Origin of the sequence: Gillisella vitis (assembly GCF_021559775.1) — a bacterium.
In the GTDB taxonomy this organism is placed as follows: Bacteria; Pseudomonadota; Alphaproteobacteria; order Rhizobiales; family Rhizobiaceae; genus Allorhizobium; species Allorhizobium ampelinum.
Map to the genome: position 1 here is coordinate 1,012,953 of NZ_CP056048.1, position 23,824 is coordinate 1,036,776.

At 57.5% G+C, this 23,824-nt stretch carries 24 protein-coding genes; 15 read left to right on the forward strand and 9 right to left on the reverse strand.

Annotated elements, in window-relative coordinates; all coding sequences use genetic code 11:
• The first annotated feature begins 12 nt into the window (after positions 1–12).
• The 3 genes from AVCG78_RS21490 to AVCG78_RS21500 are packed head-to-tail and all read left to right on the forward strand — an operon-like array spanning position 13 to position 3,566.
• A complete protein-coding gene (locus AVCG78_RS21490) occupies positions 13–1,578 on the forward strand; it encodes a GMC family oxidoreductase (RefSeq protein ID WP_071207133.1) in 1,566 nt (521 codons plus the stop codon).
• 35 nt (positions 1,579–1,613) lie between these two features.
• Positions 1,614–2,411, forward strand: coding sequence for an SDR family NAD(P)-dependent oxidoreductase (locus AVCG78_RS21495; RefSeq protein WP_081355291.1), 798 nt, complete (start codon positions 1,614–1,616; stop codon positions 2,409–2,411).
• Positions 2,412–2,441: 30 nt separating this feature from the next.
• Complete coding sequence (locus AVCG78_RS21500; RefSeq protein WP_071207131.1) at positions 2,442–3,566, forward strand: glycerol dehydrogenase; 1,125 nt, start codon at positions 2,442–2,444, stop codon at positions 3,564–3,566.
• Positions 3,567–3,590: 24 nt separating this feature from the next.
• Here AVCG78_RS21500 and AVCG78_RS21505 read toward each other — a convergent pair whose 3' ends face one another.
• Positions 3,591–4,994, reverse strand: coding sequence for a sensor histidine kinase (locus AVCG78_RS21505; RefSeq protein WP_156582588.1), 1,404 nt, complete (start codon positions 4,992–4,994; stop codon positions 3,591–3,593).
• Complete coding sequence (locus AVCG78_RS21510; RefSeq protein ID WP_012654355.1) at positions 4,991–5,671, reverse strand: response regulator; 681 nt, start codon at positions 5,669–5,671, stop codon at positions 4,991–4,993. The genes AVCG78_RS21505 and AVCG78_RS21510 overlap by 4 nt, the downstream gene beginning before the upstream one ends.
• A gap of 169 nt (positions 5,672–5,840) precedes the next feature.
• On the opposite strand from AVCG78_RS21510, the gene AVCG78_RS21515 reads away from it, so the two are divergent.
• From AVCG78_RS21515 to AVCG78_RS21535, 5 genes are all read left to right on the forward strand, one after another.
• Entirely contained in the window at positions 5,841–6,908 is a 1,068-nt protein-coding gene (locus tag AVCG78_RS21515) for an ABC transporter substrate-binding protein (RefSeq protein ID WP_071207320.1), read from the forward strand.
• A 252-nt stretch (positions 6,909–7,160) separates the two neighbouring features.
• Positions 7,161–8,105 carry a Bug family tripartite tricarboxylate transporter substrate binding protein gene (locus AVCG78_RS21520; protein ID WP_071207127.1) on the forward strand — a complete coding sequence of 315 codons (945 nt, stop codon included), beginning with the start codon at positions 7,161–7,163 and terminating at the stop codon, positions 8,103–8,105.
• Positions 8,102–8,596 carry a tripartite tricarboxylate transporter TctB family protein gene (locus tag AVCG78_RS21525; protein ID WP_071207125.1) on the forward strand — a complete coding sequence of 165 codons (495 nt, stop codon included), beginning with the start codon at positions 8,102–8,104 and terminating at the stop codon, positions 8,594–8,596. The genes AVCG78_RS21520 and AVCG78_RS21525 overlap by 4 nt, the downstream gene beginning before the upstream one ends.
• 22 nt (positions 8,597–8,618) lie before the next feature.
• On the forward strand, positions 8,619–10,136 hold the full coding sequence (locus AVCG78_RS21530) for a tripartite tricarboxylate transporter permease (protein ID WP_071207123.1): 1,518 nt from the start codon (positions 8,619–8,621) through the stop codon (positions 10,134–10,136).
• 291 nt (positions 10,137–10,427) lie between these two features.
• The gene (locus tag AVCG78_RS21535) at positions 10,428–10,595 is read left to right on the forward strand and encodes a hypothetical protein (protein ID WP_087729627.1); all 168 of its coding nucleotides are present in this window, start codon (positions 10,428–10,430) and stop codon (positions 10,593–10,595) included.
• A 126-nt stretch (positions 10,596–10,721) separates the two neighbouring features.
• Here the strand turns inward: AVCG78_RS21535 and AVCG78_RS21540 are convergent, their stop codons facing one another.
• The 4 genes from AVCG78_RS21540 to AVCG78_RS21555 all read right to left on the reverse strand — a co-directional run bounded on the left by AVCG78_RS21540 (position 10,722) and on the right by AVCG78_RS21555 (position 14,789).
• Positions 10,722–11,783, reverse strand: coding sequence for a DUF475 domain-containing protein (locus AVCG78_RS21540; RefSeq protein WP_060716105.1), 1,062 nt, complete (start codon positions 11,781–11,783; stop codon positions 10,722–10,724).
• Positions 11,784–12,179: 396 nt separating this feature from the next.
• Positions 12,180–13,385: a 3-oxoadipyl-CoA thiolase gene (gene pcaF, locus AVCG78_RS21545; RefSeq protein ID WP_071207120.1), complete on the reverse strand. Its 1,206-nt coding sequence runs from the start codon at positions 13,383–13,385 to the stop codon at positions 12,180–12,182.
• A 10-nt stretch (positions 13,386–13,395) separates the two neighbouring features.
• Positions 13,396–14,085: a CoA transferase subunit B gene (locus tag AVCG78_RS21550; protein WP_071207118.1), complete on the reverse strand. Its 690-nt coding sequence runs from the start codon at positions 14,083–14,085 to the stop codon at positions 13,396–13,398.
• Positions 14,082–14,789: a 3-oxoacid CoA-transferase subunit A gene (locus AVCG78_RS21555; protein WP_012654364.1), complete on the reverse strand. Its 708-nt coding sequence runs from the start codon at positions 14,787–14,789 to the stop codon at positions 14,082–14,084. The genes AVCG78_RS21550 and AVCG78_RS21555 overlap by 4 nt, the downstream gene beginning before the upstream one ends.
• A 152-nt stretch (positions 14,790–14,941) precedes the next feature.
• Here AVCG78_RS21555 and AVCG78_RS21560 point away from each other — a divergent pair, with 152 nt between their 5' ends.
• Positions 14,942–15,697: an IclR family transcriptional regulator gene (locus tag AVCG78_RS21560; protein ID WP_071584528.1), complete on the forward strand. Its 756-nt coding sequence runs from the start codon at positions 14,942–14,944 to the stop codon at positions 15,695–15,697.
• On the opposite strand, the gene AVCG78_RS21565 is transcribed toward AVCG78_RS21560, so the two are convergent.
• A complete protein-coding gene (locus tag AVCG78_RS21565) occupies positions 15,672–16,598 on the reverse strand; it encodes a helix-turn-helix domain-containing protein (protein ID WP_071207114.1) in 927 nt (308 codons plus the stop codon). The genes AVCG78_RS21560 and AVCG78_RS21565 overlap by 26 nt on opposite strands.
• A gap of 116 nt (positions 16,599–16,714) precedes the next feature.
• On the opposite strand from AVCG78_RS21565, the gene pobA reads away from it, so the two are divergent.
• Positions 16,715–17,887: a 4-hydroxybenzoate 3-monooxygenase gene (gene pobA, locus AVCG78_RS21570; RefSeq protein ID WP_071207112.1), complete on the forward strand. Its 1,173-nt coding sequence runs from the start codon at positions 16,715–16,717 to the stop codon at positions 17,885–17,887.
• An 8-nt stretch (positions 17,888–17,895) separates the two neighbouring features.
• Here pobA and pcaQ read toward each other — a convergent pair whose 3' ends face one another.
• Complete coding sequence (gene pcaQ, locus AVCG78_RS21575) at positions 17,896–18,816, reverse strand: pca operon transcription factor PcaQ (RefSeq protein WP_071584577.1); 921 nt, start codon at positions 18,814–18,816, stop codon at positions 17,896–17,898.
• 92 nt (positions 18,817–18,908) lie between these two features.
• On the opposite strand from pcaQ, the gene pcaD reads away from it, so the two are divergent.
• Genes pcaD through AVCG78_RS21600 form a run of 5 tightly spaced genes read left to right on the forward strand, consistent with a single transcriptional unit; the run spans position 18,909 to position 22,625 of the window.
• Positions 18,909–19,700, forward strand: coding sequence for a 3-oxoadipate enol-lactonase (gene pcaD / locus AVCG78_RS21580; RefSeq protein WP_071207111.1), 792 nt, complete (start codon positions 18,909–18,911; stop codon positions 19,698–19,700).
• A 42-nt stretch (positions 19,701–19,742) separates the two neighbouring features.
• Positions 19,743–20,147, forward strand: a complete 405-nt coding sequence (pcaC, locus tag AVCG78_RS21585) for a 4-carboxymuconolactone decarboxylase (protein ID WP_071207110.1) — start codon at positions 19,743–19,745, stop codon at positions 20,145–20,147.
• A gap of 51 nt (positions 20,148–20,198) precedes the next feature.
• Positions 20,199–20,939, forward strand: coding sequence for a protocatechuate 3,4-dioxygenase subunit beta (gene pcaH, locus AVCG78_RS21590; protein WP_012654371.1), 741 nt, complete (start codon positions 20,199–20,201; stop codon positions 20,937–20,939).
• Between the two features lies 1 nt (position 20,940).
• A complete protein-coding gene (gene pcaG / locus AVCG78_RS21595; RefSeq protein WP_071207109.1) occupies positions 20,941–21,558 on the forward strand; it encodes a protocatechuate 3,4-dioxygenase subunit alpha in 618 nt (205 codons plus the stop codon).
• A gap of 8 nt (positions 21,559–21,566) precedes the next feature.
• A complete protein-coding gene (locus AVCG78_RS21600) occupies positions 21,567–22,625 on the forward strand; it encodes a 3-carboxy-cis,cis-muconate cycloisomerase (protein WP_071207108.1) in 1,059 nt (352 codons plus the stop codon).
• Positions 22,626–22,665: 40 nt separating this feature from the next.
• Here the strand turns inward: AVCG78_RS21600 and AVCG78_RS21605 are convergent, their stop codons facing one another.
• Positions 22,666–23,661 (reverse strand): MDR family oxidoreductase, encoded by a 996-nt coding sequence (locus AVCG78_RS21605; protein ID WP_071207107.1) that lies wholly within the window; start codon positions 23,659–23,661, stop codon positions 22,666–22,668.
• Between the last annotated feature and the right edge of the window lie 163 nt (positions 23,662–23,824).

Below are 23,824 nucleotides of genomic sequence, written 5' to 3' on the forward strand. Positions count from 1 at the left end.
CGGGAGAGAGACATGAGTGAGTTGAAGCGATTTTACGACGTAATCATTATTGGATCAGGTGTCGGCGGCGGCGCGCTGGCGAACCGGTTAGCAGAGTCGGGCCGCAATATCCTGATGATCGAACGTGGCCCACGGCTGCCACGCGAAGACGACAACTGGAGCGTCGATGCGGTTTTTCACCAGAAAAAATATGCAACGACGGAAGAATGGCGCGACAAGGATGGTCAGTCCTTCAGGCCCAGCACGTTTTATTATGTCGGCGGCAACAGCAAATTCTTCGGTGCGGCGACCCTGCGCTTTCGCCGGGAGGATTTCGAGGATTTGCCGCATGAAGGCGGCATTGCTCCGGCCTGGCCGGTTTCCTACGACGAGTTCGAACCCTATTATGCTGTGGCCGAACGGTTGATGGGGACGCATGGAACGGCGGGCATCGACCCGACCGAGCCGCCACGCTCCGGCCCCATGCCGCATCCGGCTATCGGCCATGAACCGGAAATTGCCTTCTTTGAAAAGAAACTGAAGGAAAGAGGGCTTCATCCCTTTCCGCTGCCGATTGCTATCGATTACCACCAAGGCGGCAGCTGTATCCGATGTCGGACCTGTGATGGTTTTGCCTGCAAGCTGGGCGCCAAGGGGGATGCGGAAGTCCGTCTCGTCAATCCAGCGCTCGCCCGTGGCAAAGGTAAAATCGAGCTTGTCACAGAAGCTTTCGTGCATCGCTTGCTGACCGATCCGACTGGCAAGATGGTGACGGGCGTTGAACTGACCCATGCGGGTGAGAAAAAGCTGATCGAAGCCGATCTGTTCGTCTCCAGTGCAGGCGCGATCAATTCGGCAGCCCTTCTGCTGCGATCAGCCAATCAGGCCCATAAACGCGGCATCGGCAACAGCATGTCCGACCAGCTCGGCCGCAATTACATGGCGCATAACAATACGGCGTTGATGGCGATTTCGCCCTTCAAGAAGAACCGGGTCATCTTCCAGAAATCCATGGCGATCAATGATTACTACCTCGCCAATGCCGAAAAACCTTATCCGCTTGGCAATATCCAGGGGCTCGGCAAATTGCAGGGCGGCATGCTGACCGCTGGGGCGGCCTGGACACCGGAATGGTTGATGTCGATCTTCGCGGATCGCAGCGTTGACTGGTGGTTGATGTCGGAAGACCTGCCCGATCCTGAAAACCGCGTCACCGTGGATACGGATGGCCGCATCCGTTTGAGCTATACGGCCAACAATCTCAAATCGCACAATGAATTGGTGAAGGTCTGGTCACGGCATATGCGCGCGTTGGGCTATCCGCTGATCATCACCAACAAGATGGATATCAAGGTGTCCATGCATCAATGCGGCACCGCGCGCTTTGGAACGGCACCGGAAACCTCGGTTCTGGACACGCATTGCAGGGTTTGGGACGTCGATAATCTCTATGTCGTCGATGCGTCCTTCCTGCCCTCCTCCACCGCCGTCAATCCGTCGCTGACCATTGTCGCGCAGGCGCAGCGCACCGCCGAACATATTCTGGCCCAATGGGGTGAACCCGCCGTTACGCCACAGGCTTCACCAACCGTGGCCTGATCGGCAAAAAACAAGACAGATAGGGAGGAGCCTACATGTCAAACACAGCATCCGATTACCGCCATATGTTCGATCTGACCGGACGCAAGGCCATTGTGACCGGTGGTTCGCGGGGCATTGGCAAGGCGCTGGCCGAGGCGCTCGCGGCCCATGGCGCAGATGTCGCCATTGTCGTGCGCTCAACGCTGGATCGTGCCGAAGAACTGGCCGCCAGCTTGAGCGCGCAAGGGCGCGACAGTTTTGCCCTGCAAGCCGATGTCGCACAGGAGGCAGATGTCGAGCGCATGACCCAGTCGGTGATTGATCGCTTCGGGCGTATCGACATTCTCATTAATAACGCTGGTATTGTGCTGCCTGCGCCAGCAGAGGATTGCAGCCTCGACCAGTGGCGCCAGACCATGGCGGTCAATCTGGATGGCGTTTTCCTTGTCTCCAAACATGTTGGACGGCAAATGATCGTGCAGAAAAGCGGCTCGATCATCAATATTGGCTCAATGTCGGGGCGGATCGTCAACTGGCCCTTTCGTCACGCCGCCTATAACGTCTCCAAGGCTGGCGTCCATATGCTGACCAAGGCGCTGGCAACGGAATGGGCTGAACACAATATCCGCGTCAACGCGATTGCCCCGGGCTATATCCGCACCGAGCTGACCGACGACGTGCTGCGGGAGCATCCCGATGTGGTCAGGGATTACTGGGCAAAAGGTGCCGTGCAGAACAGAATCGGTTCCGTCGAGGAACTGGCCGGTTCGGTCGTCTATCTGGCTAGCGACGCCAGTTCCTTCACTACAGGCGAAATCATCACCATAGATGGCGGCTTGACGCTGCGTTGATCATTGCATTTTTAGAAAAAGGATAAAACCATGACTTCAAGAGGCTATGGCGGACCGCTGCGATATGTTCAGGGACCGGGTGTCATCAATGAAATCGGGCTTTATATCGCGCCGCTGTCAAACTCGGCACTGATCGTCATTGATGCGTTTTTCTGGGATACTTTGCGGCCCGACGTGGAGAAAAACCTGGCGGCTCATGGAGTGAAGGGCCATTTCCTGAAATTCTCAGGCGAATCGACGGATAAAGAGGTCGAGCGCGCCGTCAGCCTTGGCAAAACTGCTGGTGCTGGCGTTGTGATTGGCATCGGCGGCGGCAAGGCGCTCGATACGGCCAAGATTTCTGCGCTTCATATTGGTGCGCGCACGGTAACAGTTCCGACAATCGCCTCGACCGATTCCCCAACCAGTGCGCTTGGCGTGATCTATAGCGAGGACGGAGTTTACGACCGAGTGGTGCGATGTGGCCGTAATCCGGATGTGGTTCTGGTCGATAGTGCCTTGATTATCAAGGCGCCCGCCCGGTTTCTGGTTTCCGGCATGGGCGATGCACTATCGACCTGGTATGAGGCGCGCTCCAATTTCGAAAGCCATTCAAACAATTATATCGGCGATGGCTATGGAACCACGGCGGCGGGGGCAGCCATTGCGCGCCGTTGCCATGAGGTGCTGATGCGCGATGGCCGTGCCGCTTACGCTGCCGCCATCGATTGCAAGCTGACACCGGCGGTTGAAAATATCATCGAGGCCAATACGCTTTTGAGCGGTCTTGGCTTTGAAAATTGCGGTGTCTCCGGCGCCCACGGCATCCATGATGCGTTGACCGTGCTGGAGCCGACCCATCATTTCTTCCACGGCGAAAAGGTTGCTTTCGGCATTATCGGCCTGCTGGTGCTGGAAAACCGTCCGTTGGATGAGATCAACGAGGCCATCGACTTCTGCCAGGACCTGAAATTGCCGACAATGCTTGGCGATCTCGGGCTGGAGACGGTCACAGCGGAAGACCTGCTGAAAGTCGGTGAGATCGCCATGGCTCCAGCCAGCGTCATTCACTCTGTCCCGGTTAAACTGACACCAAGACTGATTGCAGATTGCATCTGGACAGCGAGTAAACTGGCAGAGACCCGCAAGCAGTCGAGGGCGGACAGGGTGCTTTGATGCTCCTGAAAGACCTTGGAAGGCTTATGCCTGCGCTACTTTTGCGGCATTGGGAAATGTGACCGATACTGTCAGGCCGCGCCCCTCGGATGTGTCTTGAAGCGTGAGTTTGGCATTGAAGAGATTGGCGATTTCCTCAACGATCGGCAGGCCAAGGCCCAAACCCGGGGAGGGGTTGTGTTCCCCCCGGGAGAACCGTTGGCGCACGATGCTGCGTCGTTCGGGAGCAATACCCGGACCATTGTCTTCGACGATCAGGGAAACGTTTCGCATGTCGTGGCGGATGCGCACGGTGACTTCCGCGCCATTCCCTGCATAGGCAAGGGCATTGGCGATCAGATTGCTGAGCAATTCGCCAATCAGTAAGGGTTCAGCCAGCACGAAAGCAGGGCCATCCTGCCCCTCGAACCCGAGATCGATACCGGCATCGGCGGCGCGTGGCACGTGATCAGCGGTGATCGATTGAGACAGTTGGACAAGATCGATCCGGGGCGATATTTGTGGCTCGTTGGAACTGGCGGCGTCGACACGCGCCATCAACAGCAGTTGCGCCAGAATGTGTTCAGCGTGGGCGAGTGCCTCATCGCCCTTGCGCGCTGCCGATTGCGCATCACCAAGACTTGTGGCGCGGGCAGACAGCGCCAACTGCGTGCGGATGATCGCCAGCGGCGTGCGCAATTGATGGCTGGCATTGCCGGTGAAATGGCGAAGCGCATCCAGCGCCGATTGCAGCCGCACCATGAAGGAATTGACGGTTTCAACGAGGTTTTCGACTTCGCTTGGAACGGATTGCTCAATGGGATGCAGATCGTTCGGACTGCGCTCGGCAATGGCTTCTCCCAGCCGGTAAAGCGGGCGTAGTGAATAGGTGACGGCGACCCAGACAATCGCGCCAGCACCGGCAATCATCAGCAACAACCGCAAGGCCGAGCGCAACAAAATGGCTTGGGTGAGCTGATTGCGCGCAATCGTCGTCTCAGCCACGGTCACCACGAAGGGCAGCGAATCGATACCGGTCGAGGCAGACCGTTGCAGGGCCGCGATGCGGATCGGCTCGTTGCGGAAAGCTGCGTCCATATACACAGCCGATTGCCCCTTGAAATCGGAAACTGTCGGTAAGTTCTGGTAACCGGTGATGAAGCGGCCACCAGGGCCGTCGACGCGGTAGAATACCCGGTCCTGCGCTCCTGATGTCAGCATTTCCAGCGCGACATAGGGGATATCGACCGCCAATTCGCCATTTTCCGAGACGATGACCCGTTCGGCAATCGCCAATGCGGACCCGGCCAGAACCCGGTCGGAGACTGTATCGGCAGTTTTGACGGCCTCGTAATAGGTATCGATCAGGGCGACGGCACCGATGATTGCTGTTGAAAGCAGCAGCCAGCCCAGCAAACGCCGACGAAGGGAGTAGGCGACCCCGGTCATGCCGTCTCGGTCAGGGTTTTTTCGAGGTAGTAACCGATGCCGCGCGCAGTGCGCACGGTGAGGCCGTGAGGCGCAAGCCGTTTGCGCAACCGGCTGGCATATTGTTCTATGGCATTGGCGCTGAGATCGTCGTCAAAGGCCGCCAGCGACTGAATGATAGCTTCCTTCGCCACGACTTTGCCCGCCCGCATGAAAAGCACTTCCAGCAGTCCCAGTTCCCGGGCGGGAATGTCGAGGGGGACGCCTGCTGCCGAAAAGCTGCGCGAATTCAGGTCGAGCGAAACCGCTCCGTAGCTGACCATCGAAGACCGCAGTCCGGCCTGCCGACGCAACAACATGCGCACACGCGCTTCGAATTCGCCAATATCGAAAGGCTTGATCATGTAGTCGTCAGCGCCGAGATCCAGGCCTTTGACCTTGTCTTCCGGTGTGCCGCGCGCCGTCAGGATCAGGATTGCCACCTTGTCATGGCGGGCGCGTACGCAGCGCAGCACCTCTATGCCGTCCATTTCCGGTAGGTTCAGATCCAGGATGACAAGATCGAAGTTTTCCGTCGCAATCGCGGCGTCAGCAGACGCGCCGTCGCTGACGGTATCGACCGCATATCCGGTTCCGCGCAAAATGGCGGACAGGCCATCGGCCAGAGCCTTATTGTCTTCGACGAGCAAGATCCGCACTGGGGAATGTCTCCTGAGTCATTGCTCTAACATTTTATATTTGGTCTGGAATACGATGAATTCCTGAAAATGACACTTCGCATTCCACTTCGATGTCTTTTGAAGCATTTATGCCATGGTGCCGTCTATGGTGCTTGTGAAGCCAGCTTGGCTGCGGCATGATCCGTTCATGCGTTTTATCATGTTTTTTTCGATCCTGCTGGGTATTGCATTTCCAGCCGCTGCCGAGCCCGTATTGTTTCCTGCCTTGTCGGGTGATGCAAAAGCTCCCGTCCTGCTCGTGTATTCTTCGCTCGACGAGCCGATGGCAGAGCAGATCATTGCCGGGTTTCAGGCGAAAAATCCTGATGTCGCGGTGCGCTATGAGGATATGCTGACCGGTGAAATCTATGATCGGATCGTGCAGGAAACCGACGCGGGCAAGACAACGGCAGATTTTGCTTTTTCATCGGCCATGGACCTGCAAGTCAAGCTCAGTAACGATGGTTATGCCCAGCGCAGTGATTTGCCGATGAGCGCAAGCTGGCCCGCCTGGGCAAACTGGCGAAATACCGCCTATGCCCTGACATTTGAGCCTGCTGTTTTCGTCTATCACAAGCCGAGTTTCGCCAATCAGAAGCCGCCCTCGACACGAGCGGAATTCGTGGACTACCTGAAAAGCCAGGGAAATGCGGTCTATGGCCGGATCGGCACCTACGATATAGAGCGTTCAGGGGTCGGCTTTCTGTTCATGGCCCGCGACCAGGAGCAGTTTGGGGACATATGGTCGGTGATCCGCAGCATGGGGACGGCGGGCGTCAAGCTCTACTCCAACAGCTCGGCTATTTTGGAGCGGGTCGCCGATGGGCGATTCGTGCTTGGCTATAACATTCTGGGGTCCTACGCTGCGGATTGGGCTTCACGCCATCCCGATGTCGGCATCGTGCTGCCCAAGGATTATACCGTGGTGATGTCACGAATCGGACTTGTGCCACAGGCGGCTGCATCGCCGGAACTTGGTCGGCGCTATCTGGAATTCTTCATGTCGAAGGAAGGGCAGGGCATCATGGCGCGTGAGCTGCATATTGCGGCGGTCAGTCCGGATGTCGGCGGCGAAAACACTGCCAATACCATGCAATCCTTGCTGGGCGCACAGCTGCGGCCCGTGCCCGTCAGTCCCGGATTGATGGTCTATCTCGATCAGGTCAAGCGTATGCGTCTCATCGCCCGCTGGAACGAGGTTTTGCGATTGCAATAACCCATTGAATTGTGGGGCGTGCGCCGCCGCTTGATAAAACGCAGTGCAATGTCAGCTCGATGACAGCTTTGTATGGTGCGTTCCAAGTCTCGATTATCCGTGGAGGCGGATGATTGCGGCTTGAGGGAGGATACTCAAGGGATGGACGAGCACGGTGTCTTGCCGCGGCTTGCAGGAGGGTCCCGTGACACACTCTTCCTTCGGCATCGACGAACATTGCGCATAGAGGCGCACTCGAAGGAGGACATTATTTTGAAGCAGTTCATTCTCGCAACCATCCTGGCCGGGGCCATGGCGCTGCCGGTCGCAGCGGCCGATTACACCATTATCGCACCTGCCAATCCTGGCGGCGGCTGGGACCAGACTGCCCGCTCCCTCCAGACTGTCATGCAGAAGGAAGGCATCTCAAAGCGGGTGCAGGTTCAAAATGTGCCGGGTGCTGGCGGCACCATTGGTCTTGCGCAATTCGCAAGCCAGCAAAAGGGCAAATCCAATGCGCTGATTATCGGCGGTTATGTCATGGTGGGCGCAATCCTGACCAACAATGCGCCGGTGACGCTGAAGGACGTAACGCCGATTGCCCGCCTGACCGGCGAATATGAGGCGGTCGTGGTTCCTGCTTCCTCGCCGATCAAGAATGCTGCGGATCTGGTGGCTGCACTGAAGGCAGATCCGGCCAAGGTTTCCTGGGCAGGTGGTTCTGCCGGCGGTGTCGATCATATCGCAGTTGGCCTGATCGCCAAGGCTGCTGGGGTCGATCCGACCAAGATCAACTATATCGCTTATTCCGGCGGCGGTGAGGCATTGGCGGCTATTCTCGGTGCGCAGGTGACCGCCGGTATTTCCGGTTATGGCGAATTTGAATCCCAGGTCAAATCGGGAACGCTGCGGCTGATTGCTATTTCGAGCGCCGAGCGGATCGCTGGCATCGATGCGCCGACATTGAAAGAATCCGGTCTTGATGTCGTGGTCGAAAACTGGCGCATGGTGGCTGCCGCTCCTGGGCTGTCGGCCGAACAGAAAGCGGCTGTTTCGGCTGATATTGATAAACTGGCCAAGTCCGAAGGCTGGAAAGACCTGCTGAAGACCAAGGGCTGGCAGGATACCTATCTGGCGGGCGATGCTTTCAATGCGCAGCTCGACAAGGACATCGCCGCGACCTCGACAATCCTCAAAGATATCGGTCTGGTGAAATGAGCACCGGTCCTAACCTCTTGACCAATGAGAAGCGCCGCCCGGACTGGGCGGCGCTTGCAATCGCAGTGTTTCTCGTTGCCATCGCCGGTGTCATCCTGTGGGACTCTGCCCGGCTTGGCGCTGTGGCAGGCTACTCGCCCGTCGGGCCTGCCACCGTTCCCTATGCAATCGCGATCTGTTTGATCGGACTGGCGATCTGGACCGTGTTTGAGTCATGGCGCGGTGAGTTTCCTGAACGCGAAAAGCAGGAAATCGCCCCGGTGATCTGGGTCGTGGGTGGTCTTGCCGCGCAGATGCTTCTGCTCGATGTTGCGGGATTCTCCATTGCGACCGGCCTGCTTTTTGCTGCTACGGCCAGGGCCTTCGGCAAACGTAAATTGTGGTTCTCGATACCCATAGGCATAGCGCTTAGCCTTGCTGTTTGGCTGGTCTTTGCTGGCCTGTTGCAATTGTCGCTGCCCGCCGGGCCGCTGGAAAATCTGTTTTTCTGATACCCGACAGGGACTTACCTTCATGAGTACATTTGAATTCCTGATGCAGGGTCTTGTCGTTGCAATGCAACCCATGAACCTGTTCTATGCCTTGATCGGGGTGACGCTTGGAACCGCCGTTGGCGTGTTGCCGGGTATCGGACCCGCCCTGACCGTGGCGCTGCTGCTGCCCGTGACCTATCAGCTCGATCCTGCTGGCTCACTGATCATGTTTGCCGGTATTTATTACGGCGGCATGTATGGGGGCTCAACCACGTCGATCCTACTCAACACGCCGGGAGAAAGCGCTTCGATTGTCACGGCATTGGAGGGCAACAAGATGGCCCGGGCCGGGCGCGGCGGCCCCGCTTTGGCAACGGCTGCTATCGGCTCTTTTGTGGCCGGGCTTTTGGCAACGATTGCCTTGGCGCTTGTTGCCACGACAATCGTCAAGCTTGCACTGGTGTTTGGCCCACGCGAATATTTCGCGCTGATGGTTCTGGCTTTCGTAACCGTGTCCTCTGCGTTTGGTGACTCGGCATTGCGCGGTTTGACCTCGCTTTTCATTGGCTTCACGCTGGCGATTGTCGGCATCGACCAATTGACGGGCCAGACCCGAATGAGTTTCGGCGTGCCAGACCTGCTTGATGGTGTCGAAGTCACGACGCTGGCGGTTGCCATGTTCGCCATTGGCGAGACCCTGTTCATCGTCGCCCAGGGTAATCTTGGCCCCGATAAGGTCGAAGCGGTCAAAGGCTCCGTGTGGATGAGTGCGCAGGATTGGGCGCGGTCTTGGAAACCATGGTTGCGCGGCACGGCTATCGGGTTTCCAATTGGGGCCATGCCAGCTGGCGGCGCTGAGATTGGCACCTTCCTGTCTTACGCCACTGAGAAAAAGCTGACCAAATATCCTGAGGAATTTGGCAATGGTGCCATCGAGGGTGTGGCTGGTCCTGAAGCGGCCAACAATGCTTCGGCTGCCGGAACATTGGTGCCGCTGCTGACGCTTGGCCTGCCGACCACGGCAACCGCTGCCATCATGCTGGCGGGTTTCCAGCAGTTCGGCCTTCAACCTGGTCCTTTGCTATTTGCCACCAATCCACAATTGGTCTGGGGCCTGATTGCCAGCCTGCTGATTGCCAATTTCATGCTGCTGGTTTTGAACCTGCCGTTGATTGGTCTCTGGGTAAAGCTGCTGACCATTCCGAAGCCTTGGCTTTACGCTGGCATCCTGCTGTTTGCCACGCTTGGGACGATTGGCGCCAATCCGTCGGTGTTTGAGCTTGGCATGCTGCTGGCGTTCGGAATTCTCGGCTATGTCATGCGCATCTTCGGTTATCCGATTGCGCCTGTCGTTATCGGCCTCATTCTTGGACCACTGGCAGAACAGCAATTGCGCCGGGCGCTGGCAATAGGGCAGGGCGACTTCACTGTGCTCTTCATGTCACCGATTGCTGTTGGCCTTTTCCTCGTGGCCGCGGCGGCCTTCTTCATTCCGCTGATCATGAGAATCAGAGGGCGTGGGCAGGTTCTGTCGCAGCTTGCTGCCAACGAAGATTGAGTATCAGTCTGGGCGAAAATGAACAGCCAACAGCCCCCTGCGCCATTATGGCGCAGGGGGCTGTTCTGTTTCATTCGAGCAAATTCTCTGCAAATTTCTCTCGAAATACACGGGTTCAGGCTGTTCCAGACGTAAAAGAAGCTGTGCCATTGGATATACCCATAAAATCTGAGGGGTAAATCTGTTCGATCTGTTCAGGTTGCATGGCTACAGTGCGTTTGTGTGCATTGAAACAAGCTAATGGAAGGCCCATCTTTCCTCTGTAAGATTTAACAAGGAAAGAGAACGAAAATGGCTTCCCTCCCCCGTAAAGGCTTTATCGGTCGTGCCATCGCCGTGTTCGGCGCAGCAACCGCCGCTGCCGCGGCTGTAGATGGGCATCGCCAGCCGCGTGACCGCGACCTGCGTCTTCTGGGTATCGATCCCCTGAGCTTCCGCAATATCAAGCGCGCTGACTGAATTTTTTCATATCCGCATGTATAAGCCCGCCAGTTATAGAAACTGGCGGGCTTTTTGTTTGGCAAGACGGCTGTTGTCCATGCGGCACACGGCGCCTTAAAGGTGTCAAGTGCCGCCGCAGGCTTTTCAGCCGTTCTGGTGTTCGCGTTTGTTATAACGGATCGAAGACCAGAGAGAGATGCCGATCAGTGCCGCACCGCCGAGGCCGGTAATCACTTCGGGAATATGCACCAGCGTCTGGCAATACATGATCACCGAGAGGATCAAGATTGCGTAGAAAGCGCCGTGTTCCAGATAACGGTATTCCGCGAGCGTGCCTTTTTCGACCAGCATGATCGTCATCGAGCGGACATACATGGCACCGATGCCAAGGCCGATGGCAATCACGAACAGGTTTTGTGTCAGGGCAAATGCGCCAATCACACCGTCGAAGGAGAAGCTGGCGTCGAGCACTTCGAGATAGATGAACGCGCCCAGGCCACCTTTGGCCGCAGCGCTCATCGTCTGCTGCGACGCATCGAGCAGGCCGCCGACCAATTCGACGGCGAGGAAGGTCAACAGGCCATAGATGGCGCTGTAAAGGAAGGTAATCGCTTCCGCTCCCTCCAGGAAGGACGAGAACAGCAGGATCAGCACCAGGACGAACGCCACTTCGATACCCTTGATGCTCGCATATCTCGCCATATGCTTTTCGATAAAGGCGATCCAGTGGACGTCCTTTTCCTGATCGAAAAAGTAGTTGAGACCAACCATCATCAGGAATGTGCCGCCAAAGGCCGCAATCGGCAGATGCGCTTCATTCATGATTCTGGCGTATTCCGCCGGTTCAGCGGCCGCCAGTTTCAGCGCTTCGATCGGACCAATCTGGGCCGCGATGGCGACGATTGCCAAGGGAAAAATGATCCGCATACCAAACACGGCGATCAGGATACCCCAGGTCAGAAAGCGTTGCTGCCAAACCGGGGTCATTTCCTTCAGCTTGTTCGCATTGACAATAGCATTGTCAAACGAAAGCGAGATTTCCAGAACGGCCAGCACTGTGCAGATGAAGAACACGCTGGCCATGCCGCCAAGCGTGCCTGTCATGTTCCAGCCGAGCCAGGCACCGAGAGCAAGACCGGCGATAGTGACGATGAAGGCCCATTTGAAATAGCTGAGAACGGAATTGGAAGGGGTTGCCGTGCTCATGCCCGCACCTCCAAAACACGATGGAAACGCGGGGTGGTGCGTGAACGAGCACCGGCCATGCCGGACCGATCACGCGAAAAACACGTGGATGAAATTGTCATTGCGTTATAATCCGCCGGCCATGATTGCTGGCGGTACCGACATCACGAGAGCGCCGTAAACTCTCGCCAGAGGGGCCCGGCACCATAAGTTCACTCCGCAGAGACCGATGTCTGGCAATGCGGCAGCATATGTTAACTACCAGCCATGCGAGCAAGGTCAAGTGCTGTTGTGTAAATGCAAACAACCATCGCGCAGATAGGCATTCGTAACATCTGATCAAACGACGCTAAAGACGAAAAAGGTGGAGAAATCATCCTCCACCTTCATCTGTCGTCTTGCCGGTTAGATACCGGATTACACCCGCTCCAGCGCCACTGCGATGCCCTGTCCGACGCCAATGCACATGGTGGACAGCGAGTAGCGTCCGCCCGTTAGAGACAATTCCAGTGCCGCCGTGCCGGTAATCCGCGCGCCGGACATGCCGAGCGGATGGCCAAGGGCGATAGCGCCGCCGTTGCGGTTGACGCGTGGATCGTCATCGGCAATCCCGAGTTGACGCAAGGTAGCCAGTCCTTGAGAGGCAAAGGCCTCGTTCAACTCGATTACATCCAACTGTTGTTGAGTGAGGCCGAGCCGGTCCAGCAGCTTCTGGCTGGCGGGGGCAGGGCCAATGCCCATCACCCGGGGCGGTACGCCGGCAGTCGCACCGCCCAGAATGCGGGCAATCGGGGTCAGGCCGTATTTGCGAGCAGCAGCCTCGGAGGCGATGATCAGAGCGGCTGCCCCATCGTTGACGCCGGAGGCATTGCCAGCGGTGACTGTGCCGCCTTCCTTCTTGAAAGGCGTGCCAAGTTTTGCCAGCGTTTCAATTGTCGTGGCACGGGGGTGCTCGTCCTTGTCCACGATGACCGGATCGCCCTTGCGCTGGGGAATGGTTACCGGGGTGATTTCTTGGCCCAAGCGGCCATTGGCCTGCGCTGCCGATGCCTTGTTCTGGCTTCTGACGGCAAACGCATCCTGGTCTTGGCGGGAGATCTTGTAATCTTCCGCAACATTTTCGCCGGTTTCCGGCATGGAATCGACGCCATATTGCTTTTTCATCAGCGGATTGACGAAACGCCAGCCGATGGTGGTGTCGTAGATTTCGGCATTGCGGGAAAAGGCCGTCTCTGCCTTTGGCATGACGAAAGGCGCCCGGCTCATGCTTTCGACGCCACCGGCAATCATCAGTTCCGACTCGCCGGATTTAACGGCGCGGGCCGCCGCGATCACGGCATCCATGCCTGAGCCGCAAAGCCGGTTGATGGTCGTGCCGGTCACTGAAACCGGTAGGCCTGCCAGCAGCAACGACATGCGCGCGACATTGCGGTTATCTTCACCGGCCTGGTTGGCGCAGCCGAAGATCACGTCATCGACCGCTTCCCAGTCCAGATTGGTGTGTTTCGCAAGGAGGGCCTTGAGCGGCACCGCGCCGAGGTCATCGGCGCGAACCGAGGAAAGTGCGCCGCCAAATCGGCCGATGGGCGTGCGGATATAATCGCAGATAAAAGCTTCGGTCATCGGGATTTCCTCAAAGCGCGGGTACGGTGAGATCGGCAATCGGCCCATCGACATGCAGCTTTGCGCCAGTCATTGCCTGCAATTCGTCCAGCGTCATGGCGGCGAGCATTTCACGCACCACGAACTGACCCTTGGCGATATCGATCACGGCGTGGCTGGTATAGACACGGGTAATGCAGCCGACGCCTGTCAGCGGGAAGGTGCATTTGTCCAAAAGCTTGAACTCACCCTTCTTGCTGACATGTTCGGTGATGACGAAAACCTGTTTTGCGCCATGCACCAGATCCATGGCACCGCCCACGGCAGGCACGCCTTTGGAGCCGACACGCCAATTGGCGAGATCACCATTTTGCGCGACCTGATAGGCACCGAGAATGGCGACATCCAGATGGCCGCCGCGCACCATGGCAAAGCTGTCGGCATGGTGGAAAAACGCAGCGCCCGGTTTCAGCGTAACCGCCTTTTTGCCTGCGTTGATCAGGTCCCAGTCTTCCTCGCCTTCAGGCGGGGCTTCGCCGAAATTCAGGATGCCGTTTTCCGTGTGGAAAATCGCCTGACGGCCCGGCGGCTGGTATTGCGCCACCATTTCGGGAAAGCCGATGCCGAGATTGACATAGGCACCATCGGCAATGTCTTGGGCGGCGCGCCAGGCGATCTGGGCGTTGGAAAGCTTGATGTCTTCGCGAGTGTCTATTGTCATGCGTAGGCCACTCCGGCGCGGATCAGCGCTTCTTCCTGTTGCGGATTGGCGACTTCAACGACGCCATCGATGAAAATGCCGGGCGTGACGATAATTTCGGGATCGATCTCGCCAGGGGCAACAATCTTGGAGACCTGCACGATGGTTTTGGTCGCAGCCATGCACATCAGCGGGTTGAAGTTGCGGCCCGCCTTGCTGTAGGTCAGGTTGCCATGCAAATCGCCGAGATGGGCTTTGACAATGGCGAAATCCGCCTTCAGCCAGCGTTCCTGTACGTAATGGCGGCCATCGAACTCGGCAATCACCTTACCTTCGGCAAGTTCGGTGCCGTAACCGGTTGGCGTATAGAAAGCCGGAATTCCAGCTCCGCCAGCGCGAATGCGCTCCGCGAGCGTGCCTTGTGGCACCAGCTCCAGCTCGATTTCGCCGGCCAGATAGCGGTCAGTGAAGGCGCGTGGATCGGAAGAGCGCGGAAAGGAGCAGATCATCTTCTTGACCATGCCCGCATCGATCATTGCGGCGATGCCAATCCGGCCATTACCGGCATTGTTGTTGATGACCGTCAGGTTTTTCGGCCCCTTGTCGATCAGGGCGTGAATGAGTTCGATAGGCGCGCCGGAGCCGCCAAAGCCGCCGATCATGACGACGGCACCATCATGTATACCGGCAACGGCGTCTGCCGTGCTGGCGATAGTCTTATCCATGGGATTCTCCCGTTTGCGATTGCGCCAGAGGAAAGTCGGGCGCGCCTCCGACATGGAAGATAGGACCGGACCGATGACCTCGCAACAGGTTTGTGCGATAATTGACATTTGTTCGAATAACGCACAAACTGCACATCAACGAGGAGGGCATGATGCGCGAAACGGATATCATGGGCGGGTTTGCCAAAGGCCTGAAGATCATCGAGGCTTTCGAGGAGGCCGCACCGCGCCTGTCCATCGCGGAGGCAGCGAAGCTGTCGGGCCTGGACCGGGCAACAGCCCGCAGATGTCTGCTGACGCTTTCCCAACTGGGCTATGCCGATTATGATGGGAAATTCTTCTCTCTGACACCAAAGATCCTGCGGCTCGGTCACGCCTGGCTCTCCGCCACCCCATTGCCTGCCATTCTACAGCCGCATCTCGATCAGCTCAGTGAGAAAGTCGGTCAAAGCGCGTCGGCGAGCGTTCTGGATGGGACGGAGATCGTCTACATCGCCCGAGCGTCACAACGGCGCGTCATGTCCATCAACCTCATGCCGGGAAGCCGCTTGCCAGCCTATTCCGCCTCCATGGGGCGGGTTTTGCTGGCCGGAGTGAGCGATGCCGAGGTCATGTCCGTGCTTGAGGCATCGGTGTTGAAGGCCAATACGGCCTTCACCCGAACTGATCCGGAAGACCTCATGGCCGAAATTGCCCATGTGCGGCGCCAAGGCTATGCAATCATCGATCAGGAGCTGGAAATCGGCTTGTGCTCTATTGCCGTGCCGGTTTATGACAGTCGCGGCCAGATGGCGGCGGCGATCAATATCGGCGCGCCAGCCGCTCTTATCCCTGCATCGGAAATGGCTCAGCGGTATCTTCCAGCGCTGCTGGCGACACAAGCTATTCTAAAACCGTTGCTGCGCTGATCTCTGCCTGCGCGCGGTCGCTCAGGTTTTGGAGTTTTTGTCGTTCCGCGAGGCGCCAGGCCCGCGGTGTGAGGCCGGTTTCCCGGGTGAAAAAACGGGTGAAATAGGCGGGATCGGTAAAGCCGTGGTTGAGCGCGATAGCCTGAATACTGGTTTGACTGAAGATCAACTCCTGCTGGGCGATTTCCAACTGCTTGCGAGCGATCAATTGTTGCAGAGTTGCGCCGGTTCCCGCTTTGGCAAGCCTGTTCAGATGGGTGGGCGAAAGGCCCATTTCCCGTGCATAGAAAGCAGCAGTCTTGTGGCTGCGAAAATTGGCAGCAATCAGTGCAGCAAGCTTTTCCATCCGCCGGTCATTGGCCGTCAGTGTCATCAGGTCTTGGGATGCGTCCGGCGCGGCCTGCCTTGCCAGCAGAAGCACGACAGTCGCAAGATAAGCCTCAAGCAATCCGTTGCGGCCTGGCTTTGCGCCAGCATATTCGTCGGCGATCCGCTCCATCAATAGGCCGATTTCGATTGCGCAAGGCTCGCCTTCCAAAGGCATATGGAGAGGCAGGGGCAAAGCTTGTTTCAGGCTGGTTCGAACGGCAATCGGCAGGGCGGCTGGCAAAACGGTGATGATCATGCCCTTAATGCTACGCGAAAACCGGAATCCATGGCTAAACAGCGGTGGAACGACGATGGCGGCGGGTGGGGTAATGGCTATCACCTTGCCGTCCAGTGTTGCATCTCCCTGACCCTCTGAAATGTACAGAATTTGCAGAAAGTTCTCATGGCGGTGGAGGTCGATTTCGAAGCGATAGAGGCTGCTGCGGGAAAAAAGTGTTTCGCAATGCAGCAAAAACTCATCGGAAACCTCGGTTTTTTCGCCATATAGCTTGTAAGTCGGTATGGCAGCCATGGTCGCAGCATCCTTCGTTGATGGTCAAATAGTGCAAGTTTTGGATTGAAAAGTCCATTGAGCTCGCGGCCCGAAACGATCAATTTCTTGACCACGAGCAAATTCGGGAGGAATTCATGCGTACTCAAGTCGTCATTATTGGCTCAGGCCCCTCTGGCTTGTTGCTGGGACAATTGTTGCATCTCAAAGGCATAGAGACCGTCATCATCGACCGTGTTGGCCGCGACTATATTCTTGGTCGGGTCCGCGCCGGCGTGCTGGAGCAGGGCATGGTTGGCATGCTGGAAAAGGCCGGTGCTGCCGACCGCCTCCACCGGGAAGGCCTTCCGCATGACGGTTTTTCGCTGGCATTCGATGGGCGTGATCACCGCATCGATCTCTTTAATCTGACCGGCGGCGACCGGGTTATGGTTTATGGCCAAACCGAAGTGACCCGCGATCTGATGGACCAGCGCGATGCAGCCGGTGCCTTGATCATCTACGATGCCGCAAACGTTGAACCGCACGATTTCTCGGGCGAAAGCCCCTACGTCACCTATGAAAAAGATGGCGTAAGCCACCGGATCGACTGCGATTTCATCGCTGGATGTGACGGGTTCCATGGCGTTAGCCGCAAATCCGTGCCCCAGGGCGCCATCAAGGAATTCGAGCGGATCTATCCTTTCGGCTGGCTGGGTGTGATGGCCGAGGTGCCACCTGTGGCCCATGAGTTGATCTACGCCAACCATCCGCGTGGCTTTGCGCTGTGTTCCATGCGGTCCAACACCCGTAGCCGCTACTATGTGCAGTGCCCGCTGGAAGACAAGGTTGAAGATTGGAGCGACGACCGGTTCTGGGATGAGTTGCGCCGTCGCCTTCCGGCAGAACATGCCGAAGCCATGGTGACCGGGCCATCGTTTGAGAAGTCGATTGCGCCGCTGCGCTCTTTCGTCACCGAGCCTATGCGGTTCGGTCGGTTGTTCCTGGCCGGTGATGCCGCGCATATCGTGCCGCCGACCGGTGCCAAAGGGCTTAATCTCGCTGCCAGTGACATCCATTATCTCAGCGAAGGCCTGATTGAATTCTATGGCGATAAGTCGAGTGCCGGGATTGATGAATATTCGGTACGAGCGCTGGCCCGGGTGTGGAAGGCCGTACGGTTTTCGTGGTGGATGACGACCATGATGCACCGTTTTCCAGATACCGGTGATTTCGGACAGCGCATTCAGGAAGCGGAGCTGGATTATCTCGTTCACTCCCGTGCCGCGTCTACGTCATTGGCTGAAAACTATGTCGGCTTGCCTTACTGATCAGGCGATCAAGGCATAATGGCTGCTGCCGCATCACGGATTCCTTGCATGAGCAGTGATTGCGGCAGCGTTGCCATGGCATCGGCGCGGACGGTCAATCCGACCGGGCCGCGCGTCGGGGAGCAGTCTATCGGAAGGGCGCAAATCGTCCCTTCTGCTATGTCGCCCGCCACGACACCCTCGGAAATGACCCAGACGGCATCGCTGATTTTCAAAAAGGCTCGACCAAAGGAATCGGAGACCGTTTCGATCTGGTTGGGCAGGGTGGCGACGCCGTTGGCGATCAGGAAATAGTCAACCAAGGGACGGATGATCGAGTTGCGGGTCGGCATCAGTACCGGAAAATCACGCATCCGCTCAAACGGCGCCCTTTCGCCCGTCAACAATGGATGGCCCGCCCGGACGACGAAAACCACGGGTTCTGAGTAGAGATGCTCGAAGGAAAATCCTGTCATTTTCTCCGGTGCCGCCAGCCGCCCAACCACGAGATCCAGTTCTCCAATGCGCAATTGTTCGAGCAGGACTGAGTTGTCGCCGGTGACGATTTTGATCGGGCTTCCGGTGTTCTCCGCCAAGAACGCCGTCATGGCCTGGGGCATTATGCGGGTGGCAACAGTTGGTAGCGCACCGACCCGCACCGGCGGCCCAGCCTTTGCCGCTTCTTGCGAAACCGAATCCACTGCGTGACGCAGCGCCGCCAGCGTTGCGCCCGCATGGCGCAGAAAGACCTCACCATAGCGGGTGATGCGGATGCCGCGGCCCTCGCGCTCAAACAGGCTGACGCCTAAGATTTCTTCCAGCTCACGAACCGTTTTGGTCACAGCGGGTTGGCTGACATGCAGAAGATTGGCGGATTTCACCACGCTTTTTTGCCGCGCAACCTCGACAAAGGTCTGAAGATGACGAAACTTAATGCGCTGATCGATCATATTTTCCATAACCTAGAGGTTATCATTAGTGGCGATAATGTCATTTTACTTAACCGATCGGCTGCTGCAAGATCGCTTTCGGAGGATAAGTGATGAAATTTCTCAAGACGACGGATGCAGTTATTCATTACCACGCGATTGGCCTGGAGAGTGGCAAGCCGGTGATTGCGTTTGCCAATTCACTCGGCACCGATTTCCGGATCTGGGACGAGGTGATCGAACGCCTCAAGGATCGATTCGCCTTTGTGCTGCATGACAAGCGCGGTCATGGCCTGTCGGATCTCGGAAATCCTCCCTATTCGATGGCGACACATGTCGATGACATGGCCACACTGCTGGATCATCTTTCGTTGAAGCAGGTGATTGTCATTGGGCTTTCTGTCGGCGGTCTGATTGCCCAGGGCCTTTACGCCAGCCGTCCCGATCTGGTGCGGGCGCTTATCCTCAGCAACACCGCCCATAAGATCGGCTCTGCCGAAATGTGGAACACCCGCATCGCGACTATTCAAAACAACGGCATCGGAGCCTTGCTTGAACCGATCATGGAGAGATGGTTCACGGCGCCGTTCCGCACGACGGATAATTCGCTCTATGAGGGTTGCTGCACCATGTTGTTGCGCCAGTCAGCAGAAGGCTATTGCGGCACGTGTGCTGCGCTGCGCGATGCCGATTTCACGGAGCAGGCAGCGGCTATCGCTGTTCCGACGCTTTGTGTTGTGGGCGACCAGGATGGCTCGACCCCGCCGGCTCTGGTGCAATCGCTTGCGGCCTTGATTGCCGGTAGCCGGTTTTCAGTCGTGGCTGAGGCAGGCCATATTCCCTGCGTTGAGCAACCGGACGCCTATGTGGCGGCCTTGCTGCCGTTTTTGGATGAGTTGGTCTAACCAAAAAACAACAAACGAGATCGTCGCGGAGACAGAGCGGACATGACGGATAAAACAGACACAGCATCAGAGGCACATCGGCGCGGTATGAAAACCAGGCGCTCCGTGCTTGGCGACGCCCATGTGGATCGGGCAACAGCGGCGGCAACCGCCTTCGATCAACCCTTCCAGACGCTGATTACCGAAAGCGCCTGGGGAACCGTGTGGTCGGGTGAACAGTGGACGAAACGCGAGCGGTCGATGGTGACCATCGCGCTGCTGGCCGCCCTTGGTCAGGATGAGGAAGTGGCCATGCATATTCGCGCCACGGTCAATACCGGGGCAACCCGCGAGGATATACGCGAAGCGCTGATGCATGTGGCGATCTATGCGGGCGTTCCGGCCGCAAACCATGCGTTCAAGATTGCCAAGGGCGTTTACGCGCAGATGGATGCCGAAGCAGTTTGAGCCTGACCGGGATCAGGATGACTGCAACGGTGAAACTTGAGGAGGAAAGACATGAAGAATTCCCTGCCGGAAACCGGGCCATTTTTTGCCCGTGACCGGGATATGCATCCGCCGGCCTATGCCCCCTGGTACAAGACCAGCGTGCTGCGTTCGCCGCAGCGTGCGTTGATTTCCCTTGAGGGCACCAAGAGTGAAATTACCGGCCCGGTCTTCGGGCACGGCTTGTTGAACGAGACCGATAACGATCTGATCCTCAACTATGCCAAACCAGGCGAAATGGCGATTGGCCAGCGCATTCTGGTGCATGGCCGGGTGCTGGACGAGCGTGGGGTCGGTGTAAACGGCGCTTTGGTTGAATTCTGGCAGGCCAATGCCGGTGGGCGTTATCGCCACAAGAAGGAAACCTATCTGGCGGCGCTCGATCCGAATTTCGGCGGGGTAGGGCGTACCATCACCGATGAGAATGGCTATTACTGGTTCAAGACCATCAAGCCCGGTGCGTATCCCTGGCCGAACGGCGTCAATGATTGGCGTCCGGCGCATATTCATTTTTCCATTTTCGGCCATGGGTTTGCCCAGCGGTTGATCACTCAGATGTATTTCGAAGGTGATCCGATGATTTGGCTGTGTCCGATCGTCAAAACCATTCCGGATGAAGAGGCGATCAAGCGTCTGGTGGCGCCGCTCGATATGAATGCGGCCATCCCGATGGACATGCGCGCCTATAAATTCGATATCGTCTTGCGCGGACGCCGCTCGACACTGTTTGAGAATCGCAAGGAGGGCAACTGATATGGTGCAGCCACTCGGTTATCTGAAGGAATCGCCTTCGCAGACGGCGGGTCCGTACGTGCATATCGGTTGCACACCGAATTTCTCCGGCATAGAGGGGATTTTCAAGGAAGATCTGGGTTCCGGCCCGCTTTATAACGACAAAACCCGTGGTGAACGCATCACCATTCGCGGTTTCGTTTATGACGGCGGCGGGAATGCGCTGAAAGATGCGCTGATTGAAATCTGGCAGGCCGATAGCGATGGGCTTTACAACAGTCCGTCGGAAACCGGCGGTAAGGCCGATCCGAATTTCCTCGGTTGGGCTCGTTGCCCAGGTGATATGGCAACCGGGGAATTCGTCTTTCATACCATCAAGCCGGGCAAGGTTCCTTTTGCCGGAGGGCGCTGGATGGCGCCTCATGTGACGTTCTGGGTCGTGGCACGCGGGATTAATATCGGCTTGCAGACGCGCATGTATTTCCCTGAGGAAGAGGCGGCCAATGCCGAAGATCCGCTTCTGGCGCGTATCGAGCACAAGGTACGGGTCCCGACATTGATTGCCAAAAAGCAGGGCAATGACTACGTGTTCGACATTCACCTCCAGGGTGAAAACGAAACTGTGTTCTTCGATATTTGATTGGCAATATGAGCATTTCTCCTTTCGAACATTCCTTCCTGTCCGGCCTGTTTGGCGATGAGGCCTTTTCTGCCTTGTTTGCCGAGCAGGCGGATATTGCGGCCATGCTGTCCTTTGAGGCGGCACTGGCCACCGCTCAAGGTGAGGCCGGGGTGATCGAAGTGGGGGATGCGACAGCGATCCAGGCAGGCCTCGCCCGCTTCACAGCGGATCTCGATGCCTTGAAAACGGCCACGGCACGCGATGGCGTGGTCATTCCCGAATTGGTCGGCCAGATGCGCAAAGCTGTCGGCGGGACAAGCGCTGCAAAGCTGCATTTCGGTGCCACCAGTCAGGATGTAATCGATACCAGTCTCGTGCTGCGCCTAAAGGTGGCGGCGGGACTCCTCGACGAGCGGTTGGCCGCATTGATCGCCGGCTTCGAGCAGATAGATGCCGCTTTTGGGCAGAATGCTCTAATGGGCCATACCCGCATGCAAGCGGCCATCCCGATTACCGTTTCAGACCGGATCGCCGCTTGGGCTGGACCTTTGCAACGACACCGAGCCCGTCTGCGAGTTTTGCTCGCCGATGGTTTTGCCTTGCAATTTGGCGGTGCTGCCGGAACATTGGAAAAGCTCGGCGATAAAGGCCCTGCGGTGCGCGCCCGACTGGCTGAACTGCTTGGCCTTGAGGATGCGCTCCAATGGCATAGCCAGCGTGACCGGATCGTTGCCTTTGCCGATCTCCTGTCATTGATCTCAGGCAGCCTTGGCAAATTCGGGCAGGACGTGGCGCTTCTGGCGGAAATGGGTGGAGAAATTCAATTGACCGGCGGCGGCGGCTCTTCGGCCATGCCGCATAAGCAAAACCCGGTCGGTGCTGAAACGCTGGTGACGCTTGCCCGTTTCAATGCCGTCCAGGTGGCTGGCCTACATCAAAGCCTTGTGCATGAACAGGAGCGGTCCGGCGCTGCCTGGGCCTTGGAATGGTTGCTGCTGCCGCAGATGGTTGTGGCGACAGGGGCCGCCACAAAAACCGGTCTGCAATTGATCGGTGCCATCGCCCGGCTTGGCAAATCGGCCTGATATCAAGCGGAAAAACGATGTCCGTCGATTGCAAGGGCGATTATCTCGTCACATCAATCACCACCCGGCCACGGGTTTTCCCGGCAAGGATAGCCTCTGCCAGCGCGGGCAAATTGGACATTGGTTCGATGGTTGTCATGGCTGCGAGGTGGTCGCGGTTGAGGGTTTTATCGAGAAAATCCCAGGCGCGGATGCGTTTTTCCATCGGCGTCATGACGGAATCGATACCCAGCAGCGCCACGCCACGCAGGATGAACGGCATGACGGTGGCAGGCAGGTCGGCACCACCCGCCAACCCGCAGGCTGCGACAGCGCCATTGTAAACGGTTTGGGCGATAACATTGGCAAGCGTGGTTGAGCCGACGCTGTCGATGGCACCGGTCCAACGTTCTTTTTGCAAGGCGCCGGCCTTTTGCGCCAACTCGGCACGATCCACGAACTGGCTGGCCCCAAGCGCTTTCAGGTAATCATGCGTCTCAGGCCTGCCAGTGGATGCCGTCACCTGATAACCCCGCGCCGCCAAAAGGCTGACGGCCATGGAGCCAAGGCCGCCGCCAGCCCCTGTTACCAGAACCTCGCCACTCCCCGGCTGGATTGCGCTCCAATCCTCCAAAGCCAGCACGGCGAGGGCCGCGGTATAGCCAGCCGTGCCGATGGCCATCGCCTCTTGCAAAGAAAACCCTTCGGGCAAACGCAGCAACCATTCCGGCTTGACCCGCTGGTAGCGGCTATAGCCGCCGCCTTCGGTCTCGGTCATGCCAAACCCGTTGACGATCACGCGGTCACCTGGTTTCCAACCCGGCGAGCGCGACTCCACCACGGTTCCGGCAAGATCGGCACCGGCGATGATGGGGGTGCGCCGGGCAATCCGACCGGTGCTTGTAAAGGCCAATCCGTCCTTGTAGTTCAAGGTCGAATAGGAAACTTCCACCAGCACATCGTGATCGGCCAGATCGGCCAGTGTCAGTTGCCGAAAGACGCCTTTTGGCTTGCCGTCAACGGTATCGATGACGATTGCGGTGAATGGTTCGGTCATGATTGTCTCCTCACTATCAGTGCCGTGGAATCTGCCATGTCCAGTCCGGCCTGGCTACTGTCGATTCGTCTAAGCTGGTTGGGACATGAATGGGCAAACCAGCGGCATTCCTTCGAGAACGATGAAGAATGGGGTGTGGCCCATCGCTGTGCCTCTCGCCGGA

Excerpts from the sequence above, each read along its gene's own strand:
- AVCG78_RS21490 (WP_071207133.1), top strand. The coding sequence starts at position 13 with ATGAGTGAGTTGAAGCGATTTTACGACGTAATCATTATTGGATCAGGT.
- AVCG78_RS21495 (WP_081355291.1), top strand. The coding sequence starts at position 1,614 with ATGTCAAACACAGCATCCGATTACCGCCATATGTTCGATCTGACCGGA.
- AVCG78_RS21500 (WP_071207131.1), top strand. The coding sequence starts at position 2,442 with ATGACTTCAAGAGGCTATGGCGGACCGCTGCGATATGTTCAGGGACCG.
- AVCG78_RS21505 (WP_156582588.1), bottom strand. The coding sequence starts at position 4,994 with ATGACCGGGGTCGCCTACTCCCTTCGTCGGCGTTTGCTGGGCTGGCTG.
- AVCG78_RS21515 (WP_071207320.1), top strand. The coding sequence starts at position 5,841 with ATGCGTTTTATCATGTTTTTTTCGATCCTGCTGGGTATTGCATTTCCA.
- AVCG78_RS21525 (WP_071207125.1), top strand. The coding sequence starts at position 8,102 with ATGAGCACCGGTCCTAACCTCTTGACCAATGAGAAGCGCCGCCCGGAC.
- AVCG78_RS21530 (WP_071207123.1), top strand. The coding sequence starts at position 8,619 with ATGAGTACATTTGAATTCCTGATGCAGGGTCTTGTCGTTGCAATGCAA.
- AVCG78_RS21535 (WP_087729627.1), top strand. The coding sequence starts at position 10,428 with ATGGCTTCCCTCCCCCGTAAAGGCTTTATCGGTCGTGCCATCGCCGTG.
- AVCG78_RS21540 (WP_060716105.1), bottom strand. The coding sequence starts at position 11,783 with ATGAGCACGGCAACCCCTTCCAATTCCGTTCTCAGCTATTTCAAATGG.
- pcaF (WP_071207120.1), bottom strand. The coding sequence starts at position 13,385 with ATGACCGAAGCTTTTATCTGCGATTATATCCGCACGCCCATCGGCCGA.
- AVCG78_RS21550 (WP_071207118.1), bottom strand. The coding sequence starts at position 14,085 with ATGACAATAGACACTCGCGAAGACATCAAGCTTTCCAACGCCCAGATC.
- AVCG78_RS21555 (WP_012654364.1), bottom strand. The coding sequence starts at position 14,789 with ATGGATAAGACTATCGCCAGCACGGCAGACGCCGTTGCCGGTATACAT.
- AVCG78_RS21560 (WP_071584528.1), top strand. The coding sequence starts at position 14,942 with ATGCGCGAAACGGATATCATGGGCGGGTTTGCCAAAGGCCTGAAGATC.
- AVCG78_RS21565 (WP_071207114.1), bottom strand. The coding sequence starts at position 16,598 with ATGGCTGCCATACCGACTTACAAGCTATATGGCGAAAAAACCGAGGTT.
- pobA (WP_071207112.1), top strand. The coding sequence starts at position 16,715 with ATGCGTACTCAAGTCGTCATTATTGGCTCAGGCCCCTCTGGCTTGTTG.
- pcaQ (WP_071584577.1), bottom strand. The coding sequence starts at position 18,816 with ATGATCGATCAGCGCATTAAGTTTCGTCATCTTCAGACCTTTGTCGAG.
- pcaD (WP_071207111.1), top strand. The coding sequence starts at position 18,909 with ATGAAATTTCTCAAGACGACGGATGCAGTTATTCATTACCACGCGATT.
- pcaC (WP_071207110.1), top strand. The coding sequence starts at position 19,743 with ATGACGGATAAAACAGACACAGCATCAGAGGCACATCGGCGCGGTATG.
- pcaH (WP_012654371.1), top strand. The coding sequence starts at position 20,199 with ATGAAGAATTCCCTGCCGGAAACCGGGCCATTTTTTGCCCGTGACCGG.
- pcaG (WP_071207109.1), top strand. The coding sequence starts at position 20,941 with ATGGTGCAGCCACTCGGTTATCTGAAGGAATCGCCTTCGCAGACGGCG.
- AVCG78_RS21600 (WP_071207108.1), top strand. The coding sequence starts at position 21,567 with ATGAGCATTTCTCCTTTCGAACATTCCTTCCTGTCCGGCCTGTTTGGC.
- AVCG78_RS21605 (WP_071207107.1), bottom strand. The coding sequence starts at position 23,661 with ATGACCGAACCATTCACCGCAATCGTCATCGATACCGTTGACGGCAAG.